14 protein-coding genes are annotated in these 16,115 nt (G+C 67.4%); 5 read left to right on the top strand and 9 right to left on the bottom strand.

Annotation, left to right across the window (positions count from 1 at the left end; all coding sequences use genetic code 11):
- Window positions 1-48 precede the first annotated feature (48 nt).
- Window positions 49-1,245 carry a pyridoxal phosphate-dependent aminotransferase gene (locus tag ABE483_RS10120; protein WP_346481613.1) on the top strand — a complete coding sequence of 399 codons (1,197 nt, stop codon included), beginning with the start codon at window positions 49-51 and terminating at the stop codon, window positions 1,243-1,245.
- A 166-nt stretch (window positions 1,246-1,411) separates the two neighbouring features.
- Here ABE483_RS10120 and ABE483_RS10115 read toward each other — a convergent pair whose 3' ends face one another.
- Window positions 1,412-3,508, bottom strand: a complete 2,097-nt coding sequence (locus ABE483_RS10115) for a prolyl oligopeptidase family serine peptidase (protein WP_346466713.1) — start codon at window positions 3,506-3,508, stop codon at window positions 1,412-1,414.
- Between the two features lie 34 nt (window positions 3,509-3,542).
- Window positions 3,543-3,869, bottom strand: coding sequence for a hypothetical protein (locus tag ABE483_RS10110; RefSeq protein ID WP_313212417.1), 327 nt, complete (start codon window positions 3,867-3,869; stop codon window positions 3,543-3,545).
- Window positions 3,870-4,072: 203 nt separating this feature from the next.
- Here ABE483_RS10110 and ABE483_RS10105 point away from each other — a divergent pair, with 203 nt between their 5' ends.
- Entirely contained in the window at window positions 4,073-4,684 is a 612-nt protein-coding gene (locus ABE483_RS10105; RefSeq protein WP_088433799.1) for a lipocalin family protein, read from the top strand.
- A gap of 113 nt (window positions 4,685-4,797) precedes the next feature.
- On the opposite strand, the gene ABE483_RS10100 is transcribed toward ABE483_RS10105, so the two are convergent.
- The 3 genes from ABE483_RS10100 to ABE483_RS10090 all read right to left on the bottom strand — a co-directional run bounded on the left by ABE483_RS10100 (window position 4,798) and on the right by ABE483_RS10090 (window position 7,529).
- Entirely contained in the window at window positions 4,798-5,487 is a 690-nt protein-coding gene (locus tag ABE483_RS10100) for a methionine ABC transporter permease (RefSeq protein WP_121039992.1), read from the bottom strand.
- A complete protein-coding gene (locus tag ABE483_RS10095) occupies window positions 5,484-6,491 on the bottom strand; it encodes a methionine ABC transporter ATP-binding protein (RefSeq protein ID WP_346481612.1) in 1,008 nt (335 codons plus the stop codon). The genes ABE483_RS10100 and ABE483_RS10095 overlap by 4 nt, the downstream gene beginning before the upstream one ends.
- Window positions 6,492-6,632: 141 nt before the next feature.
- Window positions 6,633-7,529: a DMT family transporter gene (locus ABE483_RS10090; protein ID WP_313212413.1), complete on the bottom strand. Its 897-nt coding sequence runs from the start codon at window positions 7,527-7,529 to the stop codon at window positions 6,633-6,635.
- 78 nt (window positions 7,530-7,607) lie between these two features.
- Here ABE483_RS10090 and ABE483_RS10085 point away from each other — a divergent pair, with 78 nt between their 5' ends.
- A complete protein-coding gene (locus ABE483_RS10085; RefSeq protein WP_313212414.1) occupies window positions 7,608-8,090 on the top strand; it encodes a YajQ family cyclic di-GMP-binding protein in 483 nt (160 codons plus the stop codon).
- Between the two features lie 403 nt (window positions 8,091-8,493).
- Here ABE483_RS10085 and ABE483_RS10080 read toward each other — a convergent pair whose 3' ends face one another.
- The 3 genes from ABE483_RS10080 to ABE483_RS10070 all read right to left on the bottom strand — a co-directional run bounded on the left by ABE483_RS10080 (window position 8,494) and on the right by ABE483_RS10070 (window position 12,288).
- The gene (locus ABE483_RS10080; protein ID WP_346481611.1) at window positions 8,494-9,594 is read right to left on the bottom strand and encodes a helix-turn-helix domain-containing protein; all 1,101 of its coding nucleotides are present in this window, start codon (window positions 9,592-9,594) and stop codon (window positions 8,494-8,496) included.
- Window positions 9,595-9,682: 88 nt separating this feature from the next.
- Entirely contained in the window at window positions 9,683-10,810 is a 1,128-nt protein-coding gene (locus ABE483_RS10075) for an NAD(P)-dependent alcohol dehydrogenase (RefSeq protein WP_346481610.1), read from the bottom strand.
- Window positions 10,811-10,824: 14 nt separating this feature from the next.
- The gene (locus ABE483_RS10070; protein ID WP_313213017.1) at window positions 10,825-12,288 is read right to left on the bottom strand and encodes a benzaldehyde dehydrogenase; all 1,464 of its coding nucleotides are present in this window, start codon (window positions 12,286-12,288) and stop codon (window positions 10,825-10,827) included.
- Window positions 12,289-12,498: 210 nt separating this feature from the next.
- Here ABE483_RS10070 and ABE483_RS10065 point away from each other — a divergent pair, with 210 nt between their 5' ends.
- Window positions 12,499-13,077 (top strand): DUF1415 domain-containing protein, encoded by a 579-nt coding sequence (locus ABE483_RS10065; RefSeq protein WP_123730129.1) that lies wholly within the window; start codon window positions 12,499-12,501, stop codon window positions 13,075-13,077.
- Window positions 13,068-13,868 carry an SDR family oxidoreductase gene (locus ABE483_RS10060; protein ID WP_346481609.1) on the top strand — a complete coding sequence of 267 codons (801 nt, stop codon included), beginning with the start codon at window positions 13,068-13,070 and terminating at the stop codon, window positions 13,866-13,868. Before ABE483_RS10065 ends, ABE483_RS10060 begins: the two co-directional genes overlap by 10 nt.
- Window positions 13,869-13,995: 127 nt before the next feature.
- Here ABE483_RS10060 and ABE483_RS10055 read toward each other — a convergent pair whose 3' ends face one another.
- A complete protein-coding gene (locus ABE483_RS10055; RefSeq protein WP_346481608.1) occupies window positions 13,996-16,029 on the bottom strand; it encodes a M3 family metallopeptidase in 2,034 nt (677 codons plus the stop codon).
- Window positions 16,030-16,115: the final 86 nt, after the last annotated feature.

The following is a 16,115-nucleotide window of genomic DNA, read 5'->3' as shown; positions in this document are numbered from 1 at the left end:
TGGGCCAGCAGCAAGCCTGTCGTTGGTCACTGCGCCTATCATCAGGCCATGGATACTTCCCGCACGCCCCCGACCGGCACCGGCTACAGCCGCCGCAGCCAGGACATCGAACCCTTCCACGTGATGTCGCTGCTGGCCCGCGCGCAGGCGCTGGAGCAGGCTGGCCACGATGTGATCCACCTGGAGATCGGCGAGCCGGACTTCACCACCGCCGCTCCGATCGTGCGCGCCGGCCAGGCCGCGCTGGCGGCCGGCCACACGCGCTACACCGCGGCCCGCGGCCTGCCCGCGCTGCGCGAGGCGATTGCAGGCTTCTACCAGGATCGCTACCAGGTGCAGATCGATCCCGAGCGGATCCTGGTCACGCCGGGTGGCTCGGGCGCGCTGTTGCTGGCCAGCAGTCTCCTGGTCGATCCCGGCAAGCACTGGTTGCTGGCCGATCCCGGCTATCCGTGCAACCGGCACTTCCTGCGGCTGGTGGAAGGCGCCGCGCAGCTGGTGCCGGTCGGCCCGGAGACGGCGTACCAGCTGACGCCGGACCTGGTGGCACGGCAGTGGAACGCCGACAGTGTTGGTGCGCTGGTCGCCTCCCCGGCCAACCCGACCGGCACCGTGCTCTCCGCGGCGCAGCTGGCAGCGCTGTCGCAGTCGTTGAAGGCGCGCGGCGGGCACCTGGTGGTGGATGAGATCTACCACGGCCTTACCTACGGCATGGACGCGGCCAGCGTGCTGCAGGTGGATGACGAAGCCTTCGTGCTCAACAGCTTCTCGAAGTACTACGGGATGACCGGCTGGCGCCTGGGTTGGCTGGTCGCGCCACCGCAGGCGGTGCGGGAGCTGGAGAAGCTGGCGCAGAATCTGTACATCAGCGCCTCGAGCATCGCCCAGCATGCGGCGCTGGCCTGTTTCGAGCCGGAATCGATCGCGATCTTCGAGCAGCGTCGTGCGGCGTTCCGCGAGCGTCGCGATTACCTGCTGCCGGCGCTGCGCGCGCTCGGTTTCCGCATCGAAGTGGAACCGGAAGGCGCGTTCTATCTGTACGCCGACGTGAGTGCGTTCACCGATGATGCCCAGGCGTTCTGTGCGCATTTCCTGGAGACCGAGCATGTGGCGTTCACGCCGGGCCTGGACTTCGGGCACCACCGTGCGAACGAGCATGTGCGCCTGGCCTACACGCAGGACGTGCCGCGCCTGGAAGACGCGGTGCGCCGGATCGCGCGTGGGCTGGAGACATGGCTGCGCTGAGCCGCCCATAAAAAAAACGCCACGCATCGCTGCGTGGCGCTCAAAATGGGGTGGAGCCAACCTGACGCCCCACCACCCGGAGTCTACGCCAGGGGGCTACAACGTCCGCGGCAGGCTCACTCCCTGCCGGCTGCTCGACCGCCCCTGGCCGTCGAGCACCCCGAGCTTACTTGGAGAGCTGCTCCCACAGGAAGCTGTAGGCCAACGCCGACATATGCGCGGCCTGCGCGTTGTTCGCCGCGCCGCCGTGACCGCCTTCGATGTTCTCGTAGTAGGTCACGTCCTTGCCGGCGTCGATCATCTTGGCCGCCATCTTGCGGGCATGGGCCGGATGCACACGGTCATCGCGGGTGGAGGTGGTGAACAGCACCGGCGGGTAGGTCTTGCTGGCGTCGAACAGGTGGTACGGCGAGAAGGTCTTGATGAATTCCCAATCGGCCGTATCCGGATTGCCGTATTCGGCCATCCACGACGCGCCGGCCAACAGGTGGCTGTAACGCTTCATGTCCAGCAGCGGCACCTGCACCACCACCGCCCCGAACAGCTCCGGGTACTGGGTGAGCATGTTGCCGGTAAGCAGACCACCGTTGCTGCCGCCCTGCACGCCCAGGTGCCTGGCCGAGGTGATCTTGCGGCTCACCAGGTCGCGGGCGACCGCGGCCATGTCTTCATAGGCCTTGTGGCGGTTCTGCTTCAACGCCGCCTGGTGCCAGCGCGGGCCGTACTCGCCACCGCCACGGATGTTGGCGACCACGTATACGCCGCCCTTCTCCAGCCACGCGCGGCCCATGCCGCCCGAGTACGACGGGGTCAGCGAGATCTCGAAGCCACCGTAGCCGTACAGCAGGGTCGGGTTGGAGCCGTCCAGCTTCATGTCTTTGCGGTGCACCACGAAGTACGGCACCCGGGTGCCATCCTTGCTGGTGGCGAAGTGCTGCTCGATCACCTTGCCATCGGCGTTGAAGAACGTCGGCATGGTCTTGAGCACCTCAGGCTGCTTGCCGATCTCGGCAATGGCCAGGGTGGTCGGGGTCAGGTAATCGGTGACGGTCATCCACACCGCATCGCTGTCATCGGCATCGACCGCACTGACGGCCACGGTGCCGAACGACGGCGCGCCGGTGAAGGCCGTCGTCTTCCAGCCGCTGTCGCCCGGCGTCAGCACGCTCAGGCGGCTTTTGACGTCGTCCAGCACGTTCAGGACCAGATGGTTCTTCGTCCAGCTGGTGCCGGCCAGCGAGGTGGTGTCGGTCGGCGCGAACAGCACGTCGAAATCACGCTTGCCGGCGAGGTAATCGTCCAGCTTGGTGGCCAGCAGCGAACCGGCGGCGTAGGTCTTGCCGCCCACGGTCCACGGCTCACGCAGCTCCAGGGTCAGCCACTGTTTGCGCAGGCCCTTCTCGGCCGAGTTCGGCGCATCGATCTTGGTCAGCGTGCCATCATCGGCGCGCAGGAAGATTTCGTTGTTGTAGAAGGCCAGCGTGCGGCTGACCAGGTTGCGCTCGTAGCCGGGGGTATCGTCGTGCATGGCCGCGATGTACATGTCATCGGGCTTGCCCTCGTACACCATCGAAGCCGAGGCCATCGGGGTGCCGCGCTTCCACAGCTTGGCCACGCGCGGATACCCGGAGGTGGTCATCGTGCCGGTGCCGAAATCGGTGTAGACGAACACCGTGTCGCGGTCGATCCAGTTCAGGCCACCCTTGGATTCGGGGCGGAAGAAGCCGTCCTTGATCCAGGTCTTGTTGGCCAGGTCGAACTCGCGGGTGACATCGGCATCGGCGCCGCCGCGCGACAGCGCGATCAGGCAGCGCGAGTAATCCGGGCGCAGGCAGTCAGCGCCGTGCCACACCCAGTTCTCGCCCTCGGCCTTGTTCAGTGCATCCAGATCCAGCACGGTTTCCCACTGCGGCGAGGCCTTGCGGTACTCGGCCAGCGTGGTGCGGCGCCACAGGCCGCGCTCGTGCTGCTTGTCCTTCCAGAAGTTGTAGTAGTAGTCACCGATCTTCTGCACGCCGGGAATCTTGGCATCGGAATCGAGCACCTCGCGGATGCTGGTCTCCATCTGCTTGAACGCCGGCGTCGCAGCCAGACGGCCTTCGGACTTGGCGTTCTGTTCCTTGACCCACGCCAGCGGCTTGTCGCCGGTGACGTCTTCAAGCCAGGCGTACGGGTCCGCGGGGGCGTCAGCGGCCATGGCGGTTCCCGCCGCACCGGCGGAGATCAGACCTGCCACCAGGCAGGCGGAAGCGAATCGTGACATTGCAGCTCCAGGCGTTCATAGCCTTGGGACGCTATCACACCGGCTGGCCGCGGCTCACGTGTCGAAGGTCAGGTCGCGCCGGACGCGCCAACGGGCGCCGCCGGCGCCGGGCCTGCGGCCCGCGGCGGCGGCGGGCGGTGCGGTTGAGCAGGCCGGCCAGCGGCAGGCGGAAGCGAAGCAGGCTCCACCAGGCCATCAGCGGCATGCCGATCAGCCACATCGGCAGCCAGCCGATCCACTCGCTATGCCCCCGCGCGGCGGGCCAGACCAGGACCAGGGCCACCCCGGCAAGGACGGCCTGCCTGACGCAACGCAGCACGCGGGGATCGGGACGGTCGGACGAACGCGGGGAAGACGACAGGGTCATGACACAGCTCCGTGCGAAAGTGATGCGTCACCTTGCCGCGCCGCCATCTCAAGGGCTGCGACCTTGTACGGGGAGGCGACAGGAGGGATGTCCGGCGAGCGGTTGCATGAATCGGTCACGCAACCGCTGCGCCGCCATTGACGTTCTCCGCTGTCCCACCCACCATGCCCCTGCCAGCCACTGGAGCCACCTGCCGCATGTCTTCGAACCGCCCGCTTCGCGCTGTCCTGTTGGTCTCCTCGCTGGCATTGCTGTCAGCCTGTGCGTTCCGCCATGAGACCAAACCGGAACCCGCGCCGACCCCGGTCGCGGTCGACAGCGCCAATGCGCCGATCGACCTGCAACGGTTCATGGGCACCTGGTATGTGATCGGCCGCGTGCCGAACCCGATCGAGCGTGGCCATGTCGCCAGCGTCAATCAGTTCCGCCTGCGCGGCGACCAGAAAGTGTCCATCACCTACCGCTACCGCGATGGCTTCTCCGAGCCGCAGCAGGAACTGACCGTCCGCGCCTCGGTGGACGAGAAGAGCGGCAACCACAACTGGCGCACCTGGTTCTACAAGATCGTGCCGACCCACACCCGTGTGCTGGAAGTCGCGCCGGATTATTCATGGGCGATGCTGGGCTACCCGGGCCGCGAGATGGCCTGGATCTTCGCGCGCCAGCCGGACATGGACAAAGAGCTCTACAAGGAGCTCGCCACCCGCCTGCGTGACGATTACGGGGTAAATACCGACAAGCTCAAGCGCGTGCCGCAGCACCCCGAGCAGGTGGACCGGCTGGGCTTTGAAGTGCCGAACGTCCGGTAAGCGTGGCGTACCGACCAACGGTCGGTACCTACCGGTCATTTTGGGCGTACCGACCAACGGTCGGTACCTACCGGTCATTTTGGGCGTACCGACCAACGGTCGGTACCTACCGGTTATTTCCGGCTGTAGTGCGAGACCAGGCGGTCGCCGATCATCTGCAGGATCTGCACCAGCACCAGCAGCAGCACCACGGTGACCAGGGCCACGTCGGTGTGCGAGCGCTGGTAGCCATCGCGGAAGGCCAGGTCGCCCAGGCCGCCCGAGCCGATCGCGCCGCCCATCGCGGTGAAGCCGATCAGCGCGATCACGGTGACCGTGGCGCCGGCGATCAGGCCTGGCCGCGCTTCGGGCAGCAGCACCCGGGTGACCAGCTGCCAGGTGGTGGCGCCCATCGCCTGGGTCGCTTCGATCACGCCACGGTCCACTTCGCGCAGCGCGGTTTCGACCAGGCGCGCATAGAACGGCGCCGCACCGATCACCAGCGGCACGATCGCACCGCGCACGCCCAGCGAGGTACCCATCATCCACAGCGTGAGCGGGATCAGCACGATCATCAGGATGATGAAGGGCACCGAGCGCAGCAGGTTCACCAGCAGCGCGAGCGCGCCATACAGCACCGGCTTGCGGTGCAGCTGCGGCGAGCCGGTCAGGAACAACAGCACGCCCAGCGGCAGGCCGATCAGCAGCGTCAGCGGAAGTGAGCCGCCGAGCATCAGCAGGGTATCCAGCGTGGCCTGGCCGATATCGGCCCATTTGCCGGCGTCGAGATGGCGGAAGAACCCGCCTGCGGTGGCCAGGATCATCGGCGCAGCTCCTCAAGGTGGACACCGGCGGCAACGAACCCCGCCTGCGCGGCCTGCACGTCGCCGCCGACCAGCGACACGGTCAACTGGCCATACGGGGTGTCCTTGATCCGGTCGATACGGCCGGACAGGATGTTGTAGTCCACGCCGGTCTCGCGGGCGATGCGCCCCAGCAGCGGTTCGTAGGTGTCGGCGCCGAGGAAGGTCAGGCGCACGATGCGCCCGGCGACCGCCTCGAAATCCTTGTGCAGCTCGCCTTCGTCCACCTGCTCCGATTCGCTCACGAAGCGGCGCGTGGTCGGGTGCTGCGGGTGCAGGAACACCTCGGTGACCGGGCCGGTTTCCACCAGGTGGCCGGCATCGAGCACGGCAACGCGGTCGCAGACCCGGCGGATCACGTCCATCTCGTGGGTGATCAGCACGATGGTCAGGCCCAGCTCGCGGTTGATCTTGCCCAGCAGCTTCAGCACCGAAGCGGTGGTCTGCGGGTCCAGCGCGCTGGTGGCTTCATCGCACAGCAGGATCTGCGGGTGGGTCGCCAGGGCGCGGGCGATGCCCACGCGCTGCTTCTGGCCGCCGGACAGCTGCGCCGGGTATTTGTTGGCGTGCGCTTCCAGGCCGACGGTATGCAGCAGTTCGTCCACGCGCGCGTCGATCTCCGCGCGCGGGGTCCCGGCCAGCTCCAGCGGGAAGGCGACGTTGGCGGCCACGGTGCGCGACGAGAGCAGGTTGAAGTGCTGGAAGATCATGCCGATCTTCCGGCGCAGCACGCGCAGGCCTTCGGCATCGAGCGCGGTGACATCCTCGCCATTGATCAGCAGCCGGCCGCCGGTCGGCTCCTCGAGCCGGTTGATCAGCCGGATCAGGGTCGATTTGCCCGCGCCGGAATGGCCGATGATGCCGAACACTTCGCCGGCCTCGATGGTCAGGTCCAGCGGCTGCAGCGCGGCAATCGCGCGGCCGCCGACGGCATAGGATTTGTGCAGGCGCTGGAACTCGATCACTTCGCGGTCAACCGGGCATCGACGGGAGGGGGCGTGCAGCCTACCAGCGCGGGGCGGCCCTGGCCCGTGCGGTTGCGCGGAATGATATTCCGTTTGGTTCTAAGAGACTGTGATCCGGCCGGCCAGGGGGGCCGGCCGGGCTCAGGGGTGGTCCAGCGGCCGGGGCGGCTGGACCCGGCGCACCCGCTCACGGTGCAGCAGGTACAGGCCCGAGGCGACGATGATCGCCGCGCCCAGCCAGGTCACCTGGTCGGGCAGCACGCCCCAGAACAGCAGGTCCCAGCCGATCACCCAGACCAGCCCGGTGTACTCCAGCGGCGCGATCATCGAGGCCTCCCCCAGCTGGAAAGCACGGGTCAGGGCGACCTGCCCCCCTGCCCCGGCCAGGCCCATGCCGGCGATCAGCGCGGCATGGCCCAGTTGCAGCGGCTGCCAGTCCGGGATCGCCAGCAGGCCGGCGCCGACAGCCATGATCACCAGGAACCACACCACCATCGACTGCGGGGTGTCGGTGCGGGTCAGCATGCTGACCGTGATCGCGGCCAGCGCATAGGCGGTGGCGGCCAGCAGCACCATCAGGCCCGGGAAGGAAATGATGCCGCCGACCCCGGGGCGCAGCACGACCAGTACCCCGACCAGGCCGATGCCGATGGCGATCCAGCGGCGCGGGCCCACGTGCTCGCCGAGCAGCGGCACCGAGAGCGCGGCGATCAGCAGCGGGGCGACGAAGTAGATGGTGTAGGCGGTGGACAGTGGCAGGCTGCGCAGGGCGTAGACGAAGCAGCCGATCATCACCATGCCGAGCACGCCGCGCAGCAGGTGCAGGACCCATCGACTGGGCACCAGCGAGCGCGGGCCGGCGGTGGCCAGCACCCAGACCAGTACGAACGGCAGCGAGGCCGCACCGCGCAGGAAGGTGACCTGCAGGGTGGGATAGCTGGCCGACAGCTGCTTCATGCCGGCATCCATCAGCGAAAAGCAGGCGACGGCCATCAGCATCCAGGCGACGGCGCGGGTGGGGGATTTCTGCGTGTTCATGGCCCATTATCGCCGGCTTGGCCGGCCCGTCCATGGTGGCTTGATAGAATGGGGACATTCACCCGCTGGAGTTTGCCCATGCCCTCTTTTGACGTTGTTTCCGAAGTCGACACCCACGAGCTGACCAACGCGGTCGACCAGGCCAACCGCGAGCTGTCCACGCGTTTCGATTTCAAGGGGGTGGACGCCAAGTACGTGCTGGAAGACAGCGTGATCAGCCAGTCCGCACCGAGCGATTTCCAGCTGCAGCAGATGACGGACATCCTGCGTCAGCGGTTGACGGCGCGGAAGATCGATGCGGCGTGCCTGGAGTTCGGTGATATCGAAACCAATCTGGCCGGTGCACGGCAGAAGATCACCGTGAAGCAGGGGATCGAGCAGAAGGTGGCCAAGAAGATCGCGGCGACGATCAAGGAGGCCAAGTTGAAGGTGGACAGCCAGATCAACGGCGACAAGCTGCGGGTGACGGGCAAGAAGCGCGATGATCTGCAGGATGCGATGGCGCTGTTGCGGAAGGAGACGTTCGAGGTGCCGCTGCAGTTCGATAATTTCCGCGATTGATCTTGGCCGAAGGGCTGTAGCGAACAGCGCCAGCGAAGGGCGCCGCTGTTTGTTGCTGATGGGCTTTCGTTGTCTTTGGCGTTGGCAGCTCATCGCTAAAGGCTGGCGATTCACTGGCGAGGGCTGCGGCGGGTAGGGCCAGGCCTTGCCCGGACCCGCCGTGAACCCATCCATGGGGGCTCATGTCGCGGCATCCATGCCGCTCATGGTCCAGGCAAGGCCCGGCCCTACCCGCCGCCCCGACGCTTCCTCGGCGGATGGGCGAGCAAAGCGGTAGTGCCGGCCGCTGGCCGGCAATCAGGCGATGTCCCCTCGGTAGTGCCGGCCGCTGGCCGGCAACCTCGTTGCAAAGGATCGAAGAGAAGCCCTTCCGCGCGCGGCGTATGCCGCCGGATGCTGCTCGTTACGCGCGAATCAGCTTGTACAGCGTGGTGCGTGAGATGCCGAGCTGACGTGCGGCGGCGCTGACGTTTCCTTGATGCGCGGCCACGGCGTCGCGTACGTGCTGTGTGTTCTGCGCGCGCAGTGATGCGTGCGTGGCGTTGGCATGCTGCACATCGAGCTTCACGCTGGCATGCGGTGCGAGTGGTCCGCGCAGGTACTGCACGTGCACGGCGGTGTCGTCATCCAGGCGGACGCGGTGGGCGGGGCCGCTCTGCAGCAGGCGGCGGCGCTGGTGGGTACTGGCGCCGGCGAACAGGCCGTCCAGGGTGAGAACGGGCAAGTGGCCGCGACGCGGCAGTCCGAACAGGCGGCGGGCGACGCGGTTGGCGGCACGCACCTGGCCGTCTTCTTCGATGGCCAGCAGGCCCTGCAGGGGCGAGTGCAGCCATCGGGTGTCGTGTTGCACCGCCAGCAGGTGGCAGGGGCGGTGGTCCTGCATGAGGCGGTTCTCGGCCGACAGCGCGGCCTGGCGGAAGTAGCCGTGCAACAGCTCGGCATCGCGCTCGCCAGTGCCGGTGATGTCCAGTGCACCCAGCACTTCGCCATCCAGCCCATGCAGCGGCACGCTCAGGCAGAACACGGTGGCGAAGCGGTCGAGATAGTGCTCATTGCCGCGCACCAGGGCGGGCGCGTCTTCGGCCAGGCTGCAGGCCGGTGCGGTGGTGCCGATGTCGATTTCGCGCAGGCGGCGACCGATCTGGATCGGACGCAGTACCGGGACGTCGGCCAGGCCATGTTCGCGCTGGGCGATGACCAGGCCCTCGGCGTTGACGCAGAACAGGGTCCACTGGCGGCCGCCGAAGGCGGCCCAGAGGTGGTCCATGTCCTCGCGCACACAGCGTGCGAGGCGGCGGTCGGCAGGGTCGTCGAGGCGCGTGGCCGCAGCGGCAAGGGGCGCGTAGTACGGCTCCTGCCGCGGCTGTACGCCGGCCTGGCGCGAGCGCTCCCAGGAGCGCTGCACCGGCGGGCTGACCACGCTGTCCATCAGCGCGCCGCCCTCGGCGAAGCGCTGACGGGCGGCGGCCAATACCTGCTGCTGTTCCAGAACCATCGCGGCCATCGGTCGATCTCCACCTCGGACCGACAGCCTACTCCCGCAAAGCTGACTGGTACGTCGTCGCAGGCATGCAGGCCTGCGACGGACCGTTTCACCCGCCGATGGTCAGGATCGGCTTGAGGGTGACACCGCGGGTGCTGTCCTCGGCGGCCTGGTTGATCTGGTCCAGCGGGTAGAACTTGACCAGTTTGTCGAACGGGAAGCGGCCCTGCTGGTACAGCTGCACCAGCTGCGGAATGAACACCTTGGGCACGCTGTCGCCTTCGACGATGCCGCGGATGCTGCGTCCGCCGAGCAGCAGGTTGTTGACGTCGAACTCGGCCTTGGTGCCCAGCTTCGGCGCGCCGACCACGCCAATCATCCCCAACCCGCCGAGGGCCTCGATGCCCTGCGCCAGCACCTCCGGACGACCGGTGGATTCCAGTGCGAAGTTCGCGCCGCCGCCGGTGATCCCGCGCACCGCTTCCACCACATCGACCTCGCGGCTGTTGATCACGTGCGTGGCCCCCAGCTCCTTGGCCAGTTCCAGCCGCGACGTCACCACATCGATGGCGATGATGGTGGTCGCACCGGCCACGCGTGCGGCCATCACCGCGCTCAGGCCCACCGCGCCCGCGCCGAAGCTGGCGAAGCTGCTGCCGGCCGTCACCTTGAGCGAGTTGATCACCGCACCGGCACCGGTCTGGATGCCGCAGCCCAGCGGGCCGAGCAGTTCGATCGGCGCATCGTCGGGCACCTTGATCGCGTTGTTTTCGCGGCTCAGTGCGTAGGTGGCGAACGAGGACTGCGCGAAGAAGTGATCGTGCAGCGGGGTGCCGTCCGGATCCTGGATCGCGGTGGAGCCGTCCAGCGCACCGCCACCGAAGTTCAGGCCGAAGAAGTCCTTGCAGTAGGCGCCGTGGCCGCCGCTGCAGGGATTGCAGTGGCCGCAGGCGCCGTAGGTCAACACGACATGGTCACCGACCTTGAGGTCCTTCACGCCTGGGCCGAGCGCTTCGACGATGCCCGCGCCTTCATGGCCGAGCACGGCCGGCAGCGGCACGGGGTAGTACTGGTCACGCACGATCAGGTCGGTATGGCACAGGCCGGTGGCGACCACGCGGACCAGCACTTCATCGTCCTGCGGGCCACGGATGCACGCCTTCTCGATGGTGAAGGGCTGTTCTTTTTCGCGCACCACGGCCACGGTGATGTCGCGCAGTTCTGCTGTTGCGGTCATGAGAATCTCCTGGATCAGATCGGGTACGCGGGCGCTTCGCCCTTGACGGTCATCCACTGCCACTGGGTGAACTCGTCGATGTTGGACGGGCCACCGATGCTGGTGCCGTTGCCGGAGGCGCCCACGCCACCGAACGGATTGATCACCTCATCGTTCACCGTCTGGTCGTTGATGTGCAGCAGGCCGGTGCGCAGCCGTTCGCCCAGCTTCAGCGCGCGGCCCACGTTGCTGGATACGATCGCCATCGACAGGCCGTATTCGCTGTCGTTGGCCAGCTCCACCGCCTCATCATCGGTATCGAACGGCACCACTACCGCGACCGGTGCGAAGATCTCTTCGTGGAAGGCCGGGTTGTCGCGGCTCACATCGCTGAGCACGGTCGGCTCGAAGTAGAGATCCTGGTAGCCACCACCGGTCGCCAGGGTCGCGCCCGCGGCTTGTGCCTCGGCGACGATGCGCGCGGCGTGGTCACGCTGCTGGGCATTGATCAACGGCCCGATCGCCACCTCGCCGTCGGCCGGATTGCCGACCTTGAGCGATTTCGCCTTGGCCACCAGCTTTTCCAGAAAGCGCGCATGGATGCTGCGCTGGACCAGCACGCGGCCGGTGGCCATGCAGATCTGGCCCTGGTGCAGGTAGACGCCCCACGCCGTGTTGGCGATGGCCAGCTCCATGTCCGCATCGTCGAGCACGATCAGCGAGTTCTTGCCGCCCAGTTCCAGCGACACCTTCTTCAGGTGTTTGCCCGCCGCTTCACCGACCTTGCGCCCGGCACCGGTGGAGCCGGTGAACTGGATCATCGCGATGTTCGGGTCGCTGGTCAGCGCCGCACCGGCCGCGCCATCACCGGGCAGCACGTGCAGCAGGCCGGCCGGCAGCCCAGCCAGTTCGAACAGGCGTGCGATCACGAAGCCACCGCACACGGCGGTGCGCGGATCGGGCTTGAGCACCACCGCATTGCCCAGCGCCAGTGCCGGGGCGACTGCGCGCATGGCCAGATACAGCGGGAAGTTGAACGGCGCGATCACGCCGACCACGCCGAGCGGTCGGCGGCGCGCCAGATTCAGACGGCCCGGTTCGGACGGCAGCACTTCACCGATGCTGCGCGAGGGCAGTGCCGCCGCTTCATGCAACGCCTTGGTGTTCACCTTGGCCTCAAAGCCGGCCTTGAGCTGGGTGGAGCCACTTTCGCGGACCAGCCACTGCACGATCTCGTCGTTGTGCTCTTCGGCCAGCTGCGCGGCACGGCGCAGGACCTGCGCGCGGGTGTCATACGGGGCGCTGGCCCAGTCGCGCTGCGCCTTGGCGGCGGTGGCGGCGGCGCGCGAGATCTGCGCCGGGTCGGCCATCGCGATCTCGCCCAGGCGTTCGCCGGTGGCCGGTTCGACCACATCCTGGGTGCCGGCACCCGGGCTCCACTGACCCTCGAACAGCTTGCCGGACCACGTGGCCGTCGGCAGGAATGCGTGTGTTGCCATCTCTGAGAACTCCTTGCGTCGTGTACCCGGCCATTGGATACCTGCCATGGGCCACTGCCTATTGGCCGTTGGCCCGATCACTGCAAGTGATTGCCGGATAAGGGTTTATCAGCATGGCCGGTGTCCAGTTAATGGACAGTGGAGCCGATCTCCTGCCCGCTTCACCGCCGCGCCGTACAATCAACAGCCCAGCCAGCGACACCGCCCGCCATGAACGATGCTTCCCTCACTGCCACCCACGACCCCATTGCCGAGACCCGGAAATGGCTGGAGCAGATCGTCATCGGCCTGAACCTGTGCCCGTTCGCCAAAGCGGTGTACGTGAAGGATCAGGTGCGGTTCGTGCTCAGCGATGCGACCACCCCGGAAGCGCTGGTGGAGGAACTGGCCGAAGAGCTGATCCTGCTGCGCGATACGCCGGCCGAACAGATCGACACCACGTTGATCGTGCATCCGGACGTGCTGACCGATTTCCTGGATTACAACGATTTCCTCGACAACGCCGATGCGGCGATCGAAGCACTGGATCTGCAGGGCATCCTCCAGGTGGCCAGCTTCCATCCGCAGTACCAGTTCGCCGGCGCGGCGCCGGATGACGTGAGCAACTACACCAACCGTGCGCCCTACCCTACCCTGCACCTGCTGCGCGAAGACAGCGTCGAGCGGGCGGTCGCCGCGTTCCCGGATCCGGATGTGATCGTGGAGCGCAACATCGAAACGCTGGACAAGCTCGGCATTGAAGGCTGGACGCGCCTGCTGGGCCGCAACGACATGCCGCCGTGCCACTGACCCCGCCCATCCTCGACTGGCCGGCACAGCCGCTGCGCGACCGCGTGGTGGTGATCACCGGCGGTGCGCAGGGGGTGGGCCGTGGCATCGCGCAGGCGGTGCTCGGCGCCGGCGGCAGCGTGATGATCGCCGACCTGGATGCCGATGCCGGCAAGGCCTGTCTGAGGGAATGGGCGCTGCCGGAGCGCGCGGCGTTCCAGCGCGCGGATGTAGCCAGCGAGCGCAGTGTGCAGGCGCTGATGAAGGCGACGATGAAGCGCTTTGGCCGCGTGGATGGCCTGGTCAACAATGCCGGCATCGCCAGTGCCCATGGCACGCCGTTGGCGGAGATGCCGCTGGCCGAGTGGCAACGCCGCCTCTCCAGCCTGCATGGCGCCTTCCTGTGCAGCAAACACGCCCTGCCCGCCCTGCGCGAACACGCCGGGGCCATCCTCAACATCGCCTCGACGCGTGCCTGGCAGTCCGAACCGGACAGTGAAGCCTATGCCGCGGCCAAGGGCGGGCTGGTCGCCTTCACCCATGCACTCGCGTTGAGCGAAGGGCCGGCGGTGCGGGTCAACAGCATCAGCCCCGGCTGGATCACCACCGATGCCTGGCAGGCACCCTCACGCCGGCGCACGCCCAAGCTCTCGCGCCGCGATCAGGCGCAGCATCCGGTCGGCCGGGTTGGCCAGCCGCCGGACATCGGCGCGCTGGCGGTTTTCCTGCTCTCGGACCTGGCCGGTTTCATCACCGGCCAGGACCACATCGTCGACGGCGGCATGACCCGCAAGATGATCTACGCCGAATGAGCCGCGTCCGGTCCGATCACGCTGCCGGGTAGTGCCGGCCGCTGGCCGGCGCCTCACGTTGCATGACACTCCGCCCCTGGCGGCAGGATGCAGAGCCGGCCAGCGGCCGGCACTACCGTAACCGGGGTCACACCATCCCGTTGTGTCGCAGCAGGGCGTCCACGGTCGGCGCGCGGCCACGGAACGCGGCGAAGTTCTCTGCCGCACTCCGGCTGCCGCCGCGCGACAACACTTCATCGCGGAACCGCTGACCGGTTTCGGTCACCTTGTCCGGCGCTTCCTCGAACGCGGCATAGGCATCGGCGCTGAGCACTTCAGCCCACTTGTAGCTGTAGTAGCCCGCCGCATAGCCACCGGCAAAAATGTGGCTGAACTGATTGGGGAAGCGATTCCAGGCCGGCGGCCGGTTGACCGCCACCTCATCGCGCACGCGCTCCAGCAGGGCCTGCACGCTGTCCTGGGTCGGGTCGAAATCGCTGTGCAGCTGCATGTCGAACAGGGCGAACTCCAGCTGGCGCACGGTGAACATGCCGCTCTGGAAATTGCGTGCCGCCAGCATGCGGTCAAACAGCGCACGCGGCAGCGGCTCGCCTGTGGTTACGTGTGCGGTCATCGCCTGCACGCGCTCCCATTCCCAGCAGAAGTTCTCCATGAACTGGCTTGGCAGTTCCACCGCGTCCCACTCCACGCCGTTGATGCCGGCCACGCCGAGTTCGCCGATGCGGGTCAGCAACTGATGCAGCCCATGCCCCATTTCATGGAACAGCGTGGTCACATCGCTATGGCTGAAGGTCGCCGGCTGCCCCGCGGCGCCCTTGCCGAAGTTGCAGACCAGGTACACCAGCGGCGTCTGCACACCGGCAGCGGTCTCGCGGCGGTTGCGGCAATCGTCCATCCACGCGCCACCGCGCTTGCCTTCGCGCGCGTACAGGTCCAGATAGAACTGACCCACCAGCGCGCCCTGCGCATCGACCACCCGGAAGAAGCGCACGTCCGGGTGCCACACCGGCGCGCTGTCCGGCTGCACCTCCAGCCCGTACAGGCTGCGGATCACGCTGAACAGGCCGTCCAACACCTTCGGCTCGGTGAAGTACTGCTTCACGTCCTGCTCGGAATAGCTGTAGCGCGCCTGCTTCAGCTTCTCCGCCGCGAAGGCCAGGTCCCACGCGTCCAGCGCGGTCAGCCCCAGTTCGTCGCGCGCGAAGGCCTCCAGCTCGGCACGGTCGCGCTGTGCATACGGTTTGGCACGCACGGCCAGATCGCGCACGAAGCCCAGCACCTGCGGCGCATCTTCGGCCATCTTGGTGGCGATCGAATACTCGGCGTAGTTGGCGAAGCCCAGCAGCGCCGCCAGCTCCGCACGCAGGGCCAACACGCGATCGATGTTGCCGCTGTTGTCCAGCGCGGCATCGCCGAATTCGGAGGCGCGGACCGCGTTGGCGCGATACAGCGCCTCACGCAGCGGGCGATGCTCGGCGTAGGTCTGCACCGGGATATAGCACGGCATCTGCAGCGTCAGCTTCCAGCCGTTCAGGCCATCCTTCTCTGCGGCCGTGCGGGCAGCGGCGATCACATCGTCCGGCAGGCCAGCCAGTTCGGCGCGGTCTTCCACATGCAGCGACCAGGCATCGGTCGCATCGAGCACATTCTGCGAGAACGTCGCCGAGAGCGCGGACAGTTCTTCGCGGATCGCGCGGTAGCGCGCCTTGCCGGCGTCATCGAGTTCAGCACCGCCCAGGCGGAAATCACGCAGGGCGTTCTCCAGCACCTTGCGGCGTGCCGGAGCGTACTGCGCCGCTTCCGGCGCGGCGGCCAGGGCACGGTACTGCTGGTAAAGCGCCAGGTTCTGGCCCAGTGCGCTGCCGAAGCGCGTCACCTTGGGCAGGTTGGCGTTGTAGGCCTCGCGCAGTGCCGGGGTATTCACCACAGCCTGCAGGTGGCCCACCTGCCCCCAAGCACGCCACAGGCGCTCGGTGGCGTCATCCAGCGGATCGGCGAAGGTCGCCCAGCTCAGCGGGGATACGGTCTCGGCGGTCGTTACCGCCGCCTCGGCCTCGGCCAGCAGGGCATCGATCGCCGGGGCGATGTGCTCAGGCTGGATCGCATCGAAACGCGGCAGGCCGGAAAAATCGAGCAGGGGGTTGGTGGGGGTCACAGGCATCTCCAGACAACGGGGCCGCTGCAGCGGCATCACCCCACGATATGGCATTGCCCCCCACCCCGCACAAGGCCCCGGCGTGCGCCGAT

The organism is Stenotrophomonas sp. TWI602 (assembly GCF_039674045.1).
GTDB lineage: Bacteria > Pseudomonadota > Gammaproteobacteria > Xanthomonadales > Xanthomonadaceae > Stenotrophomonas.
Note: the sequence above shows the minus strand (reverse complement) of the source record. Positions and strands in the feature narration are given on the sequence as shown.

Coding starts and splice junctions, on each gene's coding strand:
- ABE483_RS10075 (WP_346481610.1), bottom strand. CDS start 10,810: ATGACCGCAACAGCAGAACTGCGCGACATCACCGTGGCCGTGGTGCGC.
- ABE483_RS10080 (WP_346481611.1), bottom strand. CDS start 9,594: ATGGCCGCGATGGTTCTGGAACAGCAGCAGGTATTGGCCGCCGCCCGT.
- ABE483_RS10100 (WP_121039992.1), bottom strand. CDS start 5,487: ATGATCCTGGCCACCGCAGGCGGGTTCTTCCGCCATCTCGACGCCGGC.
- ABE483_RS10065 (WP_123730129.1), top strand. CDS start 12,499: ATGAACGATGCTTCCCTCACTGCCACCCACGACCCCATTGCCGAGACC.
- ABE483_RS10085 (WP_313212414.1), top strand. CDS start 7,608: ATGCCCTCTTTTGACGTTGTTTCCGAAGTCGACACCCACGAGCTGACC.
- ABE483_RS10055 (WP_346481608.1), bottom strand. CDS start 16,029: ATGCCTGTGACCCCCACCAACCCCCTGCTCGATTTTTCCGGCCTGCCG.
- ABE483_RS10090 (WP_313212413.1), bottom strand. CDS start 7,529: ATGAACACGCAGAAATCCCCCACCCGCGCCGTCGCCTGGATGCTGATG.
- ABE483_RS10115 (WP_346466713.1), bottom strand. CDS start 3,508: ATGTCACGATTCGCTTCCGCCTGCCTGGTGGCAGGTCTGATCTCCGCC.
- ABE483_RS10105 (WP_088433799.1), top strand. CDS start 4,073: ATGTCTTCGAACCGCCCGCTTCGCGCTGTCCTGTTGGTCTCCTCGCTG.
- ABE483_RS10120 (WP_346481613.1), top strand. CDS start 49: ATGGATACTTCCCGCACGCCCCCGACCGGCACCGGCTACAGCCGCCGC.
- ABE483_RS10070 (WP_313213017.1), bottom strand. CDS start 12,288: ATGGCAACACACGCATTCCTGCCGACGGCCACGTGGTCCGGCAAGCTG.